This is a genomic window from Halomonas sp. I1, assembly GCF_032334135.1.
Lineage (GTDB): Bacteria > Pseudomonadota > Gammaproteobacteria > Pseudomonadales > Halomonadaceae > Halomonas.
Genome location: NZ_JAVXUS010000003.1, coordinates 262,184 through 277,556, shown reverse-complemented (window position 1 = coordinate 277,556; position 15,373 = coordinate 262,184). Strand labels below are relative to the sequence as shown.

The following is a 15,373-nucleotide window of genomic DNA, read 5'->3' as shown; positions in this document are numbered from 1 at the left end:
ACTGTGCCATGTCCTGTCGTGTGCACGTCATTGGTGCGTGGCGGCATCGAAATGCGCAGGGCTGTAGCAGGTCGACAGGGTGCGCATGTCCAGCACACGACCGCTTTCGCGCATGTGCTGGTCGAGGTGCTCGGCGACATGAGACATGATCTCGGCGGTCGGGCGGGGATCGCCGACCAGGCACTGCCAGGCCGGCGGGACATCGGGTGCCAGGGTCTCGAGGTGCTCGACGCTGCGATCCAGGTAAGGCGGCAGGGCCAGCCAGCCCAGTGCGCGTCGCGCATGGTCCGGTGATGCGTCGAGCCATTGCACGGCCTTGTGGAGGGCTCGGATCAGGGCCGCCAGGGTGGCGGGATAGCGCAGGGCCCAGGAGGCCGTTACGCCGAGGACTTTCTCGGGGTGCGCGGGCCACAGCTGGGCACCGCTGGCGGCGACGCGCCCGACATCGCGATATCGGGCGAGACTGCCCCAGGGCTCGCCGACGCAGAAGCCATCGATCTCGTCGTTTTCCAGCGCCTCGACCATGCGGGGCGGGGGCAGGGCCCCCAGCACCACCTGATGCTCAATGTCGATGTCGGCACTGGCCAGCCATTCACGCAGTTGGTAGTGCTGGCAGGAGTAGGGATAGACCATCGCCAGCCGAGGGGGGCTGCCGCGATGGTCGTGGAGGCGAGCGGCGAAGCGCCGGGCATTGTCGCGGGGGTCGCGATCTGCGCCGATGTCGTCCATCCCCTCGGACCAGCGTTTCGACAGCACGATGGTGTTGCCGCCACGGCCGAGGATGAACGGCGCCAGGGTCTCGCAGGGCGCGCGCGACAGCCCGAGGCTCATGGCCAATGGCATGGGGGACAGCATGTGGGCGCCGTCGAGCAGGCCGGAGGCCACCTTGTCACGCAGCGTCGACCAGGCGTTTTCCCTCGAGAGCGCCACCTCGAGGCCTTCGTCGGTGAAGAAGCCCGCCTCCCTGGCGATGATCGGCAGGGCGGCATCGAGCAGGGGGATGAAACCCAGCGTCAGGCGTTCGATTTCGGGGGGGCGCGGTGCGCTCATCGTCCCTTCTCCAGTTGTTCGAGGATGTCGATCACGTTGTTCGCCACGTCGCCGATACGCTGGCCACGGTCCATGGCCAGCTTGCGCAACATGCGGTAGGCCTGGGGCTCGTCGCAGTCCTGATGCTTCATCAACAGGCCCTTGGCGCGTTCGATGCGCTTGCGTTCGGCCAGTTGAGTTCGGGCCTGGTCCAGTTCACGGCGCATCGACTGGAAGGATTCGAAACGGGCGATGGCGACTTCCATGACCGCCTTTACCCGGCCCGGTACCAGGCCATCCACCACATAGGCGCTGACGCCGGACTTGAGCGCGGCCTGCATGGTGTCGGGGTCATGTTGGTCGGCGAAGAACACCACCGGGCGCGGGTTCTCGCGGTTGAGCAGCGACATGCTGTCGAGGGTGTCGCGGTCGGGGGATTCCATGTCGATGATCACCACATCGGGCTGATGACGAGCGACCATCTCGTTGAGGCTCGTCGGGGCCTGCAGGCGACAGATGACCTCGTGGCCCTCATTGGCGAGGGCTTCCTCGACCATGGCGGCCCGCACGATCTCGTCGTCGACCAGAAGGACTTTCAAGGGCTGAGGCATGGTGGTGTGGCTCATTGCGTTGGGGCTTGGCGGTACCTTCTGCAAGATGTGTTCCAGTTGCCGGGTCAGCCCGTGAACGACAGCGATGCGCTTCTGGAGCGCCTTCTGGGTGACCCGGGAAGGCGGCGCAACGAGGCATTGCTGCACCGAAGCGGTGCGCACCGGGTGGCAGGGTGCGCTCGACATGTGCAGCAACATCGCGTCCGTCAGCACCGATGTCGGTACGGAATGCGCCACGCCGGGGTTCGACGTACTTGGCATGGCACTTGCTATCCAAATGGGTGACCAGGATGAACCAAGGGTGGTTCATTCATCGGCAAAGACGCCCACCGCTTCTCCGCAGCCTCGGCTGCCGTGAGGCGGTGGGCGTCGTCGTTTCGGCAGTCGTCCACGACGGGAGGAAAGCGTCATGTCCAGGGCCCCAACGCAAGACGCACGCACCACATGCCCTTATTGCGGCGTCGGTTGCGGCGTGCGCGCCGAGATGCAGGAGGGGCGGATCGTTGCCGTCGAGGGCGACACCGAGCATCCGGCCAATTACGGTCGTCTGTGCGTCAAGGGGTCGGCCCTGCACGAGACGCTCGGTGATCGGGGGCGGCTCATGCGTCCTCGGCTGGACGGCGCCGAGGTCGACTGGAACACCGCCCTGGACGCCGTGGCCGACCGCCTGGCCGAGACGAGGCGCGAGCATGGCCCCGAGGCCTTGGCCGGCTATCTCTCCGGGCAACTGCTTACCGAGGACTACTACGTCGCCAACAAGTTGTTCAAGGGCTTTCTCGGCACGCCGCATCTGGATACCAATTCGCGACTCTGCATGGCCTCGGCGGTGGCCGCCTACAAGCGCTCGCTGGGAGCCGACGCCGTACCCTGCAACTATGAGGACCTGGAGGATGCCGAGCTGGTCGTGCTGACGGGCTCGAACCTGGCCTGGAATCACCCGGTGCTGTTTCAGCGCCTGCGTGTCGCCAAGACGCGCAATCCCCTGCTGCGCGTGGTGGTGATCGATCCGCGCGTCACCGATACCTGTGAGCTGGCCGACCTTTACCTGGGCGTCCGCCCCGGCAGTGATGCTCGCCTGTTCACGGGACTGCTGGCCTGGATGGCCGAGCGGGGCAAGCTCGACCGTGTCTATCTGGCGCGTCACACCCGAGGGCTGGAGGAGGCCCTGGAAGCGGCACGACAGGACGAGGTCTCGATCGAGGCCATCGCCGCCGATTGCGATGTCGATCCCGAGCGCCTGGAAACCTTCTTCTACTGGTTCGCCAGCCAGCTCCACGTGGTGACGCTCTACTCCCAGGGCATCAATCAGTCGAGCAGCGGTACCGACAAGTGCCAGGCGATCATCAATTGCCACCTGGCCGGCGGCAAGATCGGCCTGCCCGGTGCCGGTCCCTTTTCCATCACCGGCCAGCCCAACGCCATGGGCGGGCGTGAGGTGGGCGGCCTGGCCAATCAGCTGGCCGCCCACATGGACTACGACAGTCCGGGAGCCCTGGAGCGGGTGGCACGTTTCTGGTCTACCGAGTCGCTCGTTCCCTGTCTCCCGACCGCGCCGGGCCACAAGGCGGTGGAACTGTTCGAGGCCATCGAGCGCGGCGAGGTTCGGGCCCTGTGGATCATGGCCACCAATCCTGCCGTGAGCCTGCCCGATACCCACCGGGTGCGTGCGGCGCTGGCCAGGTGTCCGCTGGTGATCGTCTCGGAGTGCATGGCCGATACCGATCTTCTGGAGGTTGCCGATATCGTGCTGCCGGCCTCCGGCTGGTCCGAAAAGGATGGCACTGTGACCAATTCCGAGCGTCGCATCTCGCGGCAGCGCGGCCTGATGACGCCGCCGGGCGAGGCTCGCCACGATTGGTGGATCATCAGCGAGGTGGCGCGGCGCCTGGGGTTCGGCGAGGCCTTCGACTATGCCCATCCGGCCGACATCTTCGTCGAGCATGCACGCCTGTCCGGTTTCGAGAACGAGGGAGAAGGGCGGCGCTGTTTCGATATCTCCGCGCTGGCCGAGCTGGACCGTTCGAGCTATGACGCCCTGGCACCGATCCAGTGGCCGGTGACGCGCCAGGCGACACGGGGCACGCCCCGGTTGTTCGAGGATGGGCGCTTCGCCACCCCCGATGGCCGGGCCAGGCTCTTGCCGGTGAGGCCGCGAGGCCCGGTCCAGGCTCTCGGCGGACATCGACGCTTCCGCCTCAATACTGGCCGGGTCCGTGACCAGTGGCACACCATGACGCGTACCGCCCGGGCGTCCAGGCTGATGAACCACCGCACCGAGCCCTTCATCGAGGTGCACCCCGAGGATGCCCGGGCATTGGACCTGACCGATCAAGGGCTGGCACGGCTCGAGAGCGAGGGGGGCGACTATCGGGGACGTGTGCGGATCTCGCCGGCGCAGCGGCGCGGCGAACTGTTCGTGCCCATCCACTGGAGTGATCGCTTCAGTGCCTCGGCACTGGCCGGCGCGCTGCTGGCATCGCATGTCGACCCCTTGTCCGGCCAGCCCGAGTCCAAGCATGGCGCCGTGGCCCTGGCAGGTCTGCCCGTTGCCTGGGAAGCCACCCTGGTGGTCGCCGACGACTTAACCGTGGGGGAGCGGGTGCGCCAGGCGACCGCTTATTGGGCGCGAATTCCCATGGCCCATGCCGAACGCTGGCAACTGGCGGGCGATCCCGCCGCCGCCGGGCGTGACTGGTTGGCCTGGCTGGCCGATGTCCTGCCGGTGTCGGCCTCGCTGTGGTGCGACGATCCGGCCGATGGTCGGCTGCGTGCCGCGGGGATCGAGGCGGGCCGACTGCGCTGGTGGCTGATGGTCGGTCCGCCGGCCGAGTTGCCCGGACTGGCCTGGCTCGACGAACGGTTCGCCGAGGCGGCCGAAGGCATCCGCCTGGAGGCGGAACAGCGGCGTCGGATACTGGCTGCCTGCGAGGATGGGGCCGCCGACGACGGCCCCCTGGTGTGCAGTTGTCACCAGGTCGGACGGGGCGCCATCTCGTCGGCCATCCGCGAGGGTGATACCAGTGTCGAGGCGCTGGGCGCCCGGTTGGCCTGCGGCACCCAGTGCGGCAGTTGTATCCCCGAATTGAAATCACTCATCGAAGAGGAGATGGCCGATGCGTCTCATCCCGTCCCTGATGTCGAGCCGGCTTGAGGGTGCCCTGCGCCCATGGCGTGAGCGTCCCTTGCATTCGCTGGCGCGCCTCGCCTTCTCCTGGTGGGCGTCGCAGCGTCCACCGAGCGATGAGCCGGCCGCCGCGAGCCGGCACGGCGACCGGGACGGGCGGGTGTTTCTGGTCGGTGCCGGCAGCGGCGATGTCGAGCTGTTGACCCTCAAGGCCGCCCGGCTGCTGAGGGAGGCCGACGCCGTGGTCTACGATCGTCTGGTGGGCGACGAGATCCTGGCCCTGATTCCCGCCGGACGCGAGCGGTACTACGTGGGCAAGTCGCGTGGGCACCACAGTGTCGCCCAGGCCGAGATCGGTGCGCTGCTGGTGCGCCTGGCCGGCGAGGGCAAGCGAGTCGTCAGATTGAAGGGCGGTGACCCCGGTGTCTTCGGGCGCATGGGCGAGGAACTGGCCGCGCTGGATGCTGGAGGAATCGATCGTGAGATCGTCCCCGGTATCACGGCCGCTTCGGCGGCCTGCGCGAGCATGGGCATTTCCCTGACCGACCGTGGTCATGCCCAGCAATTACGCCTGATTACCGCTCAGCAGTGTCGCGAGGGCGGCGAGCCGGACTGGCCCGCCCTGGCGCGTCGCGACGAGACCCTGGTGTTCTACATGGGACTGTCTCGCGTCGAGACCATCTGCGATGGATTGCGCGGTGCCGGGCTGCCCGACGATTGGCCGATCATGCTGGTCGCCAACGCCAGCCTGCCGGAGCAGGAGGCGCTCGTCGGTACTTTGGCCGACATGCCCGAGCGGCTTGCCGCTAATCCACTGCCGTCACCCTGCCTGATCATCGTCGGCAGCGTGGTACGCCTCGCCGAGACCCACGCGGCGCAGGCCGCGGGCGCGAAGGAAAACGATGCCGGGGGGCTTGCTATTGTCCTGGGAAAATGAGCTAGACTCACCGGTCGCTCGACAGCGAAGCCAACAACAGGAGAGATACCCATGGCCAAGAAAACGACCGGCATACGTGACAACGCCCTGAAGGCCCGACTGCGCACCCCGCAGTTCCGTCTTCAGCAACAGAAACCCAAGAAAGGCAAGGGAAGCTACTCCCGCAAGGGGCGGGGGTATCGCCAAGCGGCCTGATGGTCAGGATGCTTGGCGATACCTCCTCCCCGCTTGTCGGCATGGTGCCGGTTCAGGTCAGGCGTAACCCCATGCTGACGCGATCCTCGGTGTCGAAGCCGAGCGCGTGATAGAAGTCCACCACGGCTTCGTTGCCACCCCGTATCTGTAGATTGACCTTGACGCAACCGAGCTCTCTCAGGCGCTCGACGGCGAACTCGACCATGCGCCTGCCGAGGCCTTCTCCCTGCCTCGAATTCGCCACGGCGACCGAGTATAGCCAGCCTCGATGACCGTCATACCCGGCCATGCAGGTAGCGATGATCTCGCCGCCATCCTCGATCACATAGATGTGATCATCGACCAGCCGCTTGGCGCGCAGTACGGCCTCGGGCGCATTGTAGCCATTGTAATCGGGAAAGCTGGCCCGCCAGAGGGCCGCGACCCGGGGTTCGTCATCTTCGGTGTACTTTCTCGGTGTCATGATCGTGGTTGTCGAGTCGTCGATGGTATCGAATGCTCACAGTCTCGCATGCCTGGGCGTGGCGATCATGGCGGGCGGGTGTCGGGTCTGCATCGAGGGGCAGGGGAGCGGGGATGTTCTCCCCGCTCGCATGGCGAAACCCTTATTCTTCGCCGGCCTGGAAAGCCTCGAAGACTTGCTGGCCGGTGAGGTCCTCGGTGGCGTTGCCGAAGTGGTACCAGCCCGGCTTCTCGTCGATGAAGATCTGCGAGTCGAAGGTCCAGGCCTCGCCATTGTCGACCAGGCCTACCGGTACGGCATAGTGCTCGCCGGTCTTGAGGCGGTAGAACAGGTGGGTGCCGCAGTGCCGGCAGAAGCCACGTTCCGCCCAGTCCGAGGAGGCATAGATACTGACTTGTGCCTCACCCTCAAGGGTCACGCGGCGCACCGACTCCATGGCCAGCAGGGGGCCGCCGCCCCAGGTTCGACACATCTGGCAATGGCAGGCACCGACATTCTGACGCTCGGCCTCGACGGAGAGCGTCACGGCGCCGCACAGACAGCTGCCGCGCAGGGTCATGGCATCGTTCATGGTCATCTCCTTGGTGGCCGAGAGTCGGCCAGGTGGTTTCACCAGGTTCGCTCATGAGCGAACCACCGGATCGGCAGGTCGGACCCCGGGGATCAGAGTTGCGCCAGGACCGTTTCGGCACTGCTCTGCTCCACGCCCTTGGCGTCGACGCCGAGGTATTCCACTACGCCGTCATTGGCGATCAGGGCAAAGCGCTTGCTGCGCGTTCCCATGCCGCCGGCGCTGGCGTCCATGTCCAGCCCCAGGGCGCGGGCAAACTCGGCGTTGCCGTCGGCCAGCATGGTGATGCGCTCGGCATTCTGGTCTTTCTGCCAGGCATCCATCACGAAGGCATCGTTGACGGCCATGCAGGCCACGACATCGACCTTATCGAGCAGCTTGTCGGCGTTGACCACGAAGCCTGGCATATGGGTGTTGGAACAGCCGGGGGTAAAGGCGCCCGGCACCGCGAACAGCACCACGCGCTTGCCGGCGAACAGCTCGCCGGTGGCGATGTCCTCCGGTCCCTGGTTGCCGTTGGTCTTGAGGGTGATGTCGGGGATGCGGTCACCGATGGCGATCGTCATTTCAAGCTCCTTTCACATGGGATAGAGACGGCGAGACGCCGTCGCACTGTGCAGGTTCCAGCATGGGCATATATGAGGGGCTCTGCAACGTACGGGGGACCGGGATCTCGACGGATCAGCCCCGAGCGATATGTTGCCTGGAGAGCATAAAACGCCCCCGGTGCGTTGCCGCAGCGAGGGCGTTTCCGGGGAGGGCGCTATCAGCGCAGCGAGAGGGCGCCGGAGCCGTTGTTGCCAGCGGCGTCGTGGTAAGCGGCGGTCTCTTCGGCCTCGACGTCGGGGGAAAAGCGCACCACCAGGGCGCAGAGGGCGGCGATCACCACGGCAACGCCGAGATAGAAGAGTCCTTGCTGGTAGCTGAGAGATTCGGAGCGGAACAGGAAGCCGGCTGCCACGGCGCCGGCGTTGCCACCTGCGCCGACGATACCGGCCACGGCGCCTAGCGCCTTCTTGTTGATGAAGGGGACGATCCCGAAGGTGGCGCCCTCGGCCATCTGCACGAAGAGACTGAATACCAGCATGATCGCGATGGCCAACGCCAGGACCTGCATCTGTGAGAAGAACATCAAGGCCACGCCTTCGCAGAGCATGGCGATGAACAGCCAGCGAACCCGGCCTTTCAGGCCGCCGTTGCGGGCGAACAGATCGGAGAAGATGCCGCCCAGGGTGCGGGCGAAGAGATTCATCAGGCCGAACAGACCGGCGATCAGGCCGGCGGTGGCCAGGGTCAGATCGAAGTTGTCGAAGTAATAGATGGCGGCGATGTTGTTGATGGTCAGCTCGACACCGAAGCAGGCAGCGTAGACCACGAACAATGCCCAGACGCGGATGTCCTTGGCGGCGGTGGCGAAGCTCCGGCCCATGCCGTGATCCCCGCTGGCCGGTGGCAGTTCGCCACGTTCGCGCAACTCGGCGAAATTGCCGTCGGGGGCGTCCTGGGTGAACATGTAATACGCGATACCGCAGAGGAACAGCACGACGCCGGGCACCACCATGGCCAGGCGCCAGCCGAGCGCCTCGTTGACGCCGAGCATCAGCAGGCCGGAGAAGATCAGCGGCATCAGGATCTGGGTGGTGCCACCGCCCAGGTTGCCCCAGCCCGCCGAGGTGGCATTGGCGGTGCCGACCACATTGGGGGCAAACATGATCGAGGTGTGATACTGGGTGATCACGAAGGAGGCACCGATGGCGCCGATGGCCAGCCGAGCCAGGAAGAAGGCTTCGAAACTGTCGGCCAGGGCGATGCTCATCACCGGCAACGAGCCCAGGCACAACAACCAGGTATAGGCACGACGCGGACCGATGCGGTCGCAGAGCACGCCGATGGCCAGCCGCACGATCACGGTGATGGCCACCGAGGCGATGATGGTGTTGCCGATCTGGGTCTTGGTCAGGCCGAGGTCATCGCGGACCACTGCCATCAGAGGGGCGATGCCGAACCAGCCAAAGAAGCAGATGTGAAAGGCGAACCACGAGAAGTGGAAGGCGCGCATCTGCGGTGTCTTGAGGGTGAACAGGCGAATCCTGTTGGCCTTGTTGCGGATTTCCATGGAGTGCCTCGTCGGGTGATGGTCGAATAACACGAGCCGGGCCTTCATCGTTGAAGGTCGGGTTCGACGCACTCGTACCGCGAGGGGCCTGGTCCACGTCCACCTTTTCTTTGGTATGGATTAAGCACATGGTTTGCCAATATTTTTTATGGCCTTTTTTTTCATGCACTTGAAGGTTTAGAGGGGCTCAAGGAGGCGGCGTTGGCGAGCATCTGGCGATGCATGGGGGTGCGAGAAGAGACGCGGGCGCCCCGCCTTGGTGCCAACGGGCGGGGCGATCGAGTCACTGCATGGCGAGGCGGGCGTCGTTGCCGGGGCATCGAAGGTAGGTGGATTGGCTCAGCCACTCCTGATCGGGATAGTAGGTGAAGAGATACTGATGGTCCTTGAGGCTGTTGATCAGCGGCACGGCGACTTCCTCGCGCACGGCGGGACAGCCGTAGCTGCGACCGAGTCGGCCGGCCTTTTCAATGAATTCTTCACTGACATAATCCGCGCCGTGCATCACGATGGCACGTTGATAGGCGAGGTCGTTGACGCCCGGCTCCAGTCCCTTGAGGCGCAACGAATAACCATTGCTGCCTTCGTAGCTGTTGAGGGTGCGGAAGAGCCCGATACTGGATTGATGGCTATCGGGAATGTTGGAGAAGGATGTGGCCATGTTGTCGCCGGATCCCTGGCCGTGCGAGACCAGTTCGCGGAACATCAGGCGGTCGCGGCGCAGGTCGAAGACCCAGAGTCTGGGCTCGGTGGAGGGTAACGAGAAGTCGATCACCGCCAGCCGGTCGGCGCCTGGGTCGGCACAGCTCAGGGCCCGGGCCGCCAGATGAAGGACGCCGGGATTGGCGCGAGGCGCCATGCGGGTCAATTGTTGTGCCAGGGGAGGCTGGTCGAGTTGCTGGGGCGTGAAGGCCCGGACCATGAAATCCCCCGCCTGGAGCGGAGACGCGAGTAACATCAAGGCGCCGGTCAGAAAGGAGCCGACCGATCGGCGGAGCTTGCAATGTGGCATCCTGCGAGTTCCCGTCGATGATATTCAGGACCGGTATCGATCCCTTGTGATCGTTCGGAGTCCGGTTCGTATTTCCTGTGGCGCTTTCCTATCGTGCGCCATCTGGCATTATTATGACGATACTGGCCTGGATGGCCAATTTTGTCGACGATTCGCAGGGAGGTCACGTCATGTTCGCCACCGAGATTCGGTATACAAGGTTCCAGCGCGGTGCTTGGGTTCTGGGGGTTTGGCTTGCACTGGCCGGACCCGCCATGGCCCAGGCAGAGGTGTCCGCGTCGCCGCAAAGCGGTCAGCCATTGAGCGAACGTCTGGCCGAGGCTTCCTCCCAATTGCGCAATCTTTATGCGGTGCGTGACGACCGCCCGATCTGGCGCGACGGTGATACCGTGGATGCCCTGATCGCGTCGCTGAAGGAGCTGGATGCCGATGGCCTCTCGCCGAGCGATTATCGCCCCGACGACCTTCAGGCGGCCTCCCGGTCGGCGCTCATGGAGAATGCCAGCAGGGACGCAAGGGCCCGCTTCGAGATACGGGCCAGCCGCACTCTGCTGACGGCCCTGACGCATTTGCAGCGTGGCAAGGTCGACCCGTATCGCATCGATGACGAATGGGATCTGTCCATCGAGCCGCCCTCGCTCGATTTGGCCGCCATCTCGCGAGCGCTGGATGCGGGCAAGGTGTCCACGGCGATCGATCTGGCGCGTCCGCCCTACGAGCCCTATGACCAGTTGCGCGAGGGGCTGGCCCGCTACCGGGATATCGAGCGCCAGGGTGGCTGGCCGGCATTGATGAGCCTCGAGGAGCCGCTGCGTCCCGGTGATACGAGCGAAGGCGTGACTGCACTGCGCGAGCGACTGGCGGCGATCGGCAATACCCAGGTGGTGGCTGCCGACGAGGGGTATTACCCGGCCGTCGAGCTGCGTGCGCCCGAGCCTCGGGTCTATGACGAGGCCCTGGTCGATGCCGTGCGACGTTTTCAGCGTCACCATCTCCTGGCCGACGACGGGGTGGTGGGGCCACGTACGCTCGAGGCCCTGAACATGAGCGTCGATCGGCGCATCGATCAGATCCGTGCCAACATGGAGCGGGCCCGTTGGTTGTTGCATGGGCTGCCGGAGTCCTTCGTGCTGGTCGACATCGCCGGCTATGACCTGCGCTACTTTCGCCCCAACGGCGATACCTGGCGATCGAGGATCGTGGTCGGACAACCCTATCGTCGGACCCCATCGCTGCGTTCCGAGATCACCCACCTGACCATCAACCCGACCTGGACGGTGCCCCCGACCATCATGCGCGAGGACGTGCTGCCCGAGGTACGGCGCGATCTCGATTATCTGAAACGCAAGAATCTCTCGGTATTGAGTCCTTCCGGGGAGGGGCTGGATCCGGAGAACGTCGACTGGTCGAACCCCGGCGGGGTGATGCTGCGTCAGCAGGCCGGACCGAACAACCCGCTTGGACAGCTGGTGGTGCGCTTTCCCAACGACCACATGGTCTACCTGCATGACACGCCGTCGAGGGGCCTGTTCAACCGCTCGCAACGAGCACTCAGCTCCGGCTGCATCCGCGTGGAGGGCGTGCTGGAACTGGCACAGCTGTTGTTCGAAGACACAGGGACCCAGGCCGATGCGCGACGCCTGATCGCCGATGGCAAGACCCGCAATGTGTTGTTGAAGCGCCATGTGCCGGTGGTATTGCACTACTGGACCGTGCAGCCTGAACCGGATGGCGAACTGGCCTTCCGGCCGGATATCTATGACCGCGACGATGCACTGATCGCCGCGCTGGATCGTTCCGTGGCGCTTTGAGGGTGCTTACTGCCTTCTATCGATGCCCTGCACCAGAGCCGAGACGAGCCAGTCCTTGACCTGAGCGGCAGCGGGACGAATCGGTGGATGACGGCGATGTACCAGGAACAAATGGCGCCGGGCTTCCAGTCTGGCCTCGAAGGGGATGATGAGTCGTTGCTCATGCAGGGCTTCGCGGCTGAGGAAGGGATCGGCGAGGGCGATGCCAAGGCCACTTTCCGCCGCCTGCAGGGCCAGCATCGCCTGATCGCAATGCAGGCTCCTGGTATCCCTGGTGGAGAGGCCCTGGGCTTGAAGCAGGCGATGCCAGTCCTGGTGCAGGATGTCGTGGATCAGCGTGGTGCCGTCCAGTTTTCCTGCAGCGAGCGACGGGTGTGCGTCGAGATAAGCCGGGCTGCATACGGGAAAGACCTCGAAGTGGAGGAGGCGTGTGCAGTCCAGCGCCGAATCGGCGCAGGCCAGGTAGCGCAGTGCGATATCCTCCCCGGATTCTTCTACTGCCAGCGGCATCGCCGAGGCGTGCAGGCGTAGCTCGATATCGGGATGGTCGCGTCGCAGCGCAGGCAGGTACCGACTCATGCACTGCATGGCGAAGCTCGGTGGCAGGCTCAAGCGCACGACCCGAGTACGATCGGTCTGCTTCACCGAATGACTGATATTCACCAGCTCGTCCATCAGGGGCGCGATGCGCCGGAAGTAGGAATTGCCGGCCTCGGTCAGCGTGATGGAACGGGCTTGCCGATGGAACAGAGTGAAACCCAGCCAGTGTTCGAGCAGCTTGACCTGCTGACTGACTGCGCCAGGTGTCACCGCCAGCTCATGGGCGGCTCGCTTGAGGCTGAGGTGATGGGCGGCCAGGCAGAAACACTGCATGGCCCTGAGAGGTGGCTGGCTCATGAAAGAGGAACTCTCATTCAAATGGGTGGAATAACGGGTTTGTCGATAGCCTCTCTGATTCATGATGATGGCGCTATTCATAGCGTTTCAACCGAGGAGCTTCCAGATGTCGTCATCGCGTTTCGCGCAACGCCCACCTGCTGCCAGTCTCTTCTTGATCGTCAGTGGCTGCGTCTTGCTGATGTTTTCCTTCGGCTTGCGCTCGAGTTTCGGACTATTCGTCGAGCCACTCGATGAACTCAATGGCTGGGGGCGTGATGTCATTGGTCTGGCGCTGGCCATCCAGAATCTGGCCTGGGGCTTGGTCGCCGTGCTGGCGGGCGGTTTGGCCGATCGCTTTGGCACCGTCAAGGTCATCGTTGCCGGTGCCGTGTTCTACGCGCTGGGGATCTGGCTTGTCGGCGGTGTCGATCGGGTCTGGGTGCTGCATACCAGTGCCGGTTTCCTGGTGGGGGCCGGTATCGCGGGGACCGCTTTCGGCCTGGTCTTGCCGGCTATGGCGCGTGCGGTATCGCCGTCACGACGGCAGACGGTGCTGGGGATCGGTACGGCGGCAGGCTCGATGGGCCAGTTCGTCCTGGTGCCAGTGATCCAGCAACTGATCGAGGCCTTCGGTTGGGTCGGCGCCTTGAACGTGATGGCCGTAACGGCGCTCTTCATGGCGCTGTTGGCCATGCCGCTGGCGCGAACGAGCGTTCCCCCGAAGTACTCCGGCAATGAGCCCAGGCTGGGCGAAATACTGAAGATGGCTCGCGGTCATGGTTCCTACTGGTTGCTGATCCTGGGCTTTTTCGTCTGTGGTTTTCATGTTGCCTTCATCACGGTGCACATGCCGGCCTTCCTGGCCGATGCGGGATTTGCTTCCGAGGTTGCCGCCTGGTCGATCAGCTTGATTGGCCTGTGTAACGTGATAGGTGCCTTCCTGGCCGGTGTGCTGTCCGGGCGAATGGCCATGCGCGGCGTTCTGATCGGTATCTACGCCGGGCGGGTCATCGCCATCACCCTGTTCATGCTGGTGCCGCTGAGCCTGCCGTCCGTGTTGATTTTCAGTTGCGTGATGGGCTTTCTCTGGTTGGCCACCGTGCCGCCGACGACGGGACTGGTAGCGGCGATGTTCGGCACGCGTTACATGGCCACACTGTATGGCGTGGTATTTCTCGGCCATCAGTTCGGCAGTTTCTGGGGGGTGTGGCTAGGGGGGTGGCTGTTCGAGGCCACCGGTAGCTACGCCGGCCTCTGGTGGACCGGCGTGGTACTTGGTGTGGTGGCAGTGGTGCTGCACTGGCCGATTCGTGAAGCACCGGTCGAGTCCGCCGGCATGGCGCCGGCGAACTGATCGGGACTCTCTCAGGTACGTTTCGCCTCGGCAGCCTCCTTGGCGCGATCCTTGTCCTTGAAGGCCACCAGGAAGAGCAGCAGGACGGCGAGGGCGAAGAGCGCGGGGAACAGCCAGATGCCTTGCCAGTCATGACCGCCGGGGGTGGCGAAGTGGTCGGTGACCAGGCCGGCGACCCAGAAACCGATCAGCATGCCGACCCCGTAGGTGGCCAGTGTGATCATGCCCTGGGCGGCACTCTGGAAGCGTTCGCCGGCGCGGGCATCGGTGTAGATCTGTCCCGAGACGAAGAAGAAGTCGTAGCAGACGCCGTGCAGGGCGATGCCGATCAGCAGCAGGTAGACGCCTTCACCGGCATCGCCGACGGCGAAGAGGGCGTAGCGTGCCGCCCAGGCCAGCATACCGACGATCAGCGTGATCTTGATGCCGAATCGGTGGATGAAGATCGGCAGCAGCAGCATGAACAGGACTTCCGAGACCTGTCCCAGGGTCATCTTGCCGGTGGGGTTGGCCACGCCGATCTCTGCCAGGAAGGGGTTGGCGTTCTGGTAGTAGAAGGCCAGCGGAATGCAGATCAGCACCGAGGCGATAAAGAAGATCGCGTAGTTGCGGTCATTGAGCAATTGAAGGGCATCGAGTCCGAGGATTTCCTTCAGGCCACCCTTGCGGGTGTCCGCCCGGGGTGGTGTGGCCGGCAGGGTAAAGCAGTAGATGCCCAGAGCCAGCGAGGCGATGGCGCACATCAGGAAGGTATTGCGCAGGGCGCCGCCGGCGATGGCCTCGGCGCCGTCCCAGGAGAACAGGTAGCTGATCGCCAGTCCGGCGAGAATCCAGCCGATGGTGCCCCAGACTCGAATCCTGGCAAATTCCTGTGAGGGGTCGCGCATCTGGCGGAAGGAGACCGAGTTCACCAACGCCAGGGTGGGCATGTAGAGGATCATGTAGACCAGGACCAGCGGGTAGAAGGACGCGAAGTCCTGAGAGCGGTACAGGCCGAACATCAGGGCGGCACCGGCCAGGTGCAGCACGCCGAGGATGCGCTCGGCGTTGAAGTAGCGGTCGGCGATCAGGCCGATGATGAAGGGCGCGATGATCGCGCCCCATGACTGGGTGGAGAAGGCCATGCCGATCTGGCCTCCGCTGGCCCCCAGGTTCTGGGAAAGAAAGGTGCCCAGGGTGACGAACCAGCCGCCCCAGATGAAGAACTGCAGAAACATCATGATGCCGAGCCGTGTGCGTAGCATGGCGAACCCTCGTTATTGTGTGGTGGG

Annotated in this window: 14 protein-coding genes; 5 read left to right on the top strand and 9 right to left on the bottom strand. The window is 64.5% G+C overall.

Features of this window, described 5'->3' with window-relative positions:
- Positions 1-27: 27 nt before the first annotated feature.
- Positions 28-1,050 carry a CmpA/NrtA family ABC transporter substrate-binding protein gene (locus RSO41_RS06855; RefSeq protein WP_315618342.1) on the bottom strand — a complete coding sequence of 341 codons (1,023 nt, stop codon included), beginning with the start codon at positions 1,048-1,050 and terminating at the stop codon, positions 28-30.
- The gene (locus RSO41_RS06850; RefSeq protein WP_315618341.1) at positions 1,047-1,901 is read right to left on the bottom strand and encodes an ANTAR domain-containing response regulator; all 855 of its coding nucleotides are present in this window, start codon (positions 1,899-1,901) and stop codon (positions 1,047-1,049) included. Before RSO41_RS06850 ends, RSO41_RS06855 begins: the two co-directional genes overlap by 4 nt.
- 148 nt (positions 1,902-2,049) lie before the next feature.
- Here RSO41_RS06850 and RSO41_RS06845 point away from each other — a divergent pair, with 148 nt between their 5' ends.
- From RSO41_RS06845 to arfA, 3 genes are read left to right on the top strand one after another with little or no spacing between them, the layout of a single operon-like run.
- On the top strand, positions 2,050-4,791 hold the full coding sequence (locus RSO41_RS06845; protein WP_315618340.1) for a molybdopterin-dependent oxidoreductase: 2,742 nt from the start codon (positions 2,050-2,052) through the stop codon (positions 4,789-4,791).
- Complete coding sequence (cobA, locus tag RSO41_RS06840; protein ID WP_315618339.1) at positions 4,754-5,701, top strand: uroporphyrinogen-III C-methyltransferase; 948 nt, start codon at positions 4,754-4,756, stop codon at positions 5,699-5,701. The genes RSO41_RS06845 and cobA overlap by 38 nt, the downstream gene beginning before the upstream one ends.
- Positions 5,702-5,752: 51 nt before the next feature.
- Complete coding sequence (gene arfA, locus RSO41_RS06835; protein ID WP_315618338.1) at positions 5,753-5,896, top strand: alternative ribosome rescue factor ArfA; 144 nt, start codon at positions 5,753-5,755, stop codon at positions 5,894-5,896.
- 52 nt (positions 5,897-5,948) lie between these two features.
- Here arfA and RSO41_RS06830 read toward each other — a convergent pair whose 3' ends face one another.
- From RSO41_RS06830 to RSO41_RS06810, 5 genes are all read right to left on the bottom strand, one after another.
- Positions 5,949-6,359, bottom strand: coding sequence for a GNAT family acetyltransferase (locus RSO41_RS06830; protein WP_315618337.1), 411 nt, complete (start codon positions 6,357-6,359; stop codon positions 5,949-5,951).
- Positions 6,360-6,501: 142 nt separating this feature from the next.
- The gene (locus tag RSO41_RS06825) at positions 6,502-6,930 is read right to left on the bottom strand and encodes a GFA family protein (RefSeq protein ID WP_315618336.1); all 429 of its coding nucleotides are present in this window, start codon (positions 6,928-6,930) and stop codon (positions 6,502-6,504) included.
- 92 nt (positions 6,931-7,022) lie between these two features.
- Positions 7,023-7,496, bottom strand: coding sequence for a peroxiredoxin (locus RSO41_RS06820; RefSeq protein ID WP_315618335.1), 474 nt, complete (start codon positions 7,494-7,496; stop codon positions 7,023-7,025).
- Positions 7,497-7,696: 200 nt separating this feature from the next.
- Positions 7,697-9,046: an MFS transporter gene (locus RSO41_RS06815; protein ID WP_315618334.1), complete on the bottom strand. Its 1,350-nt coding sequence runs from the start codon at positions 9,044-9,046 to the stop codon at positions 7,697-7,699.
- Between the two features lie 283 nt (positions 9,047-9,329).
- On the bottom strand, positions 9,330-10,058 hold the full coding sequence (locus tag RSO41_RS06810; RefSeq protein ID WP_315618333.1) for a murein L,D-transpeptidase catalytic domain family protein: 729 nt from the start codon (positions 10,056-10,058) through the stop codon (positions 9,330-9,332).
- A 254-nt stretch (positions 10,059-10,312) separates the two neighbouring features.
- On the opposite strand from RSO41_RS06810, the gene RSO41_RS06805 reads away from it, so the two are divergent.
- On the top strand, positions 10,313-11,869 hold the full coding sequence (locus tag RSO41_RS06805) for a murein L,D-transpeptidase (RefSeq protein ID WP_315618332.1): 1,557 nt from the start codon (positions 10,313-10,315) through the stop codon (positions 11,867-11,869).
- A gap of 6 nt (positions 11,870-11,875) precedes the next feature.
- Here RSO41_RS06805 and RSO41_RS06800 read toward each other — a convergent pair whose 3' ends face one another.
- Complete coding sequence (locus RSO41_RS06800; RefSeq protein ID WP_315618331.1) at positions 11,876-12,766, bottom strand: LysR substrate-binding domain-containing protein; 891 nt, start codon at positions 12,764-12,766, stop codon at positions 11,876-11,878.
- Between the two features lie 106 nt (positions 12,767-12,872).
- Here RSO41_RS06800 and RSO41_RS06795 point away from each other — a divergent pair, with 106 nt between their 5' ends.
- On the top strand, positions 12,873-14,102 hold the full coding sequence (locus tag RSO41_RS06795) for an MFS transporter (protein ID WP_315618330.1): 1,230 nt from the start codon (positions 12,873-12,875) through the stop codon (positions 14,100-14,102).
- Positions 14,103-14,113: 11 nt separating this feature from the next.
- On the opposite strand, the gene RSO41_RS06790 is transcribed toward RSO41_RS06795, so the two are convergent.
- Positions 14,114-15,346 (bottom strand): nucleoside permease, encoded by a 1,233-nt coding sequence (locus RSO41_RS06790; protein WP_315618329.1) that lies wholly within the window; start codon positions 15,344-15,346, stop codon positions 14,114-14,116.
- Positions 15,347-15,373 lie beyond the last annotated feature (27 nt).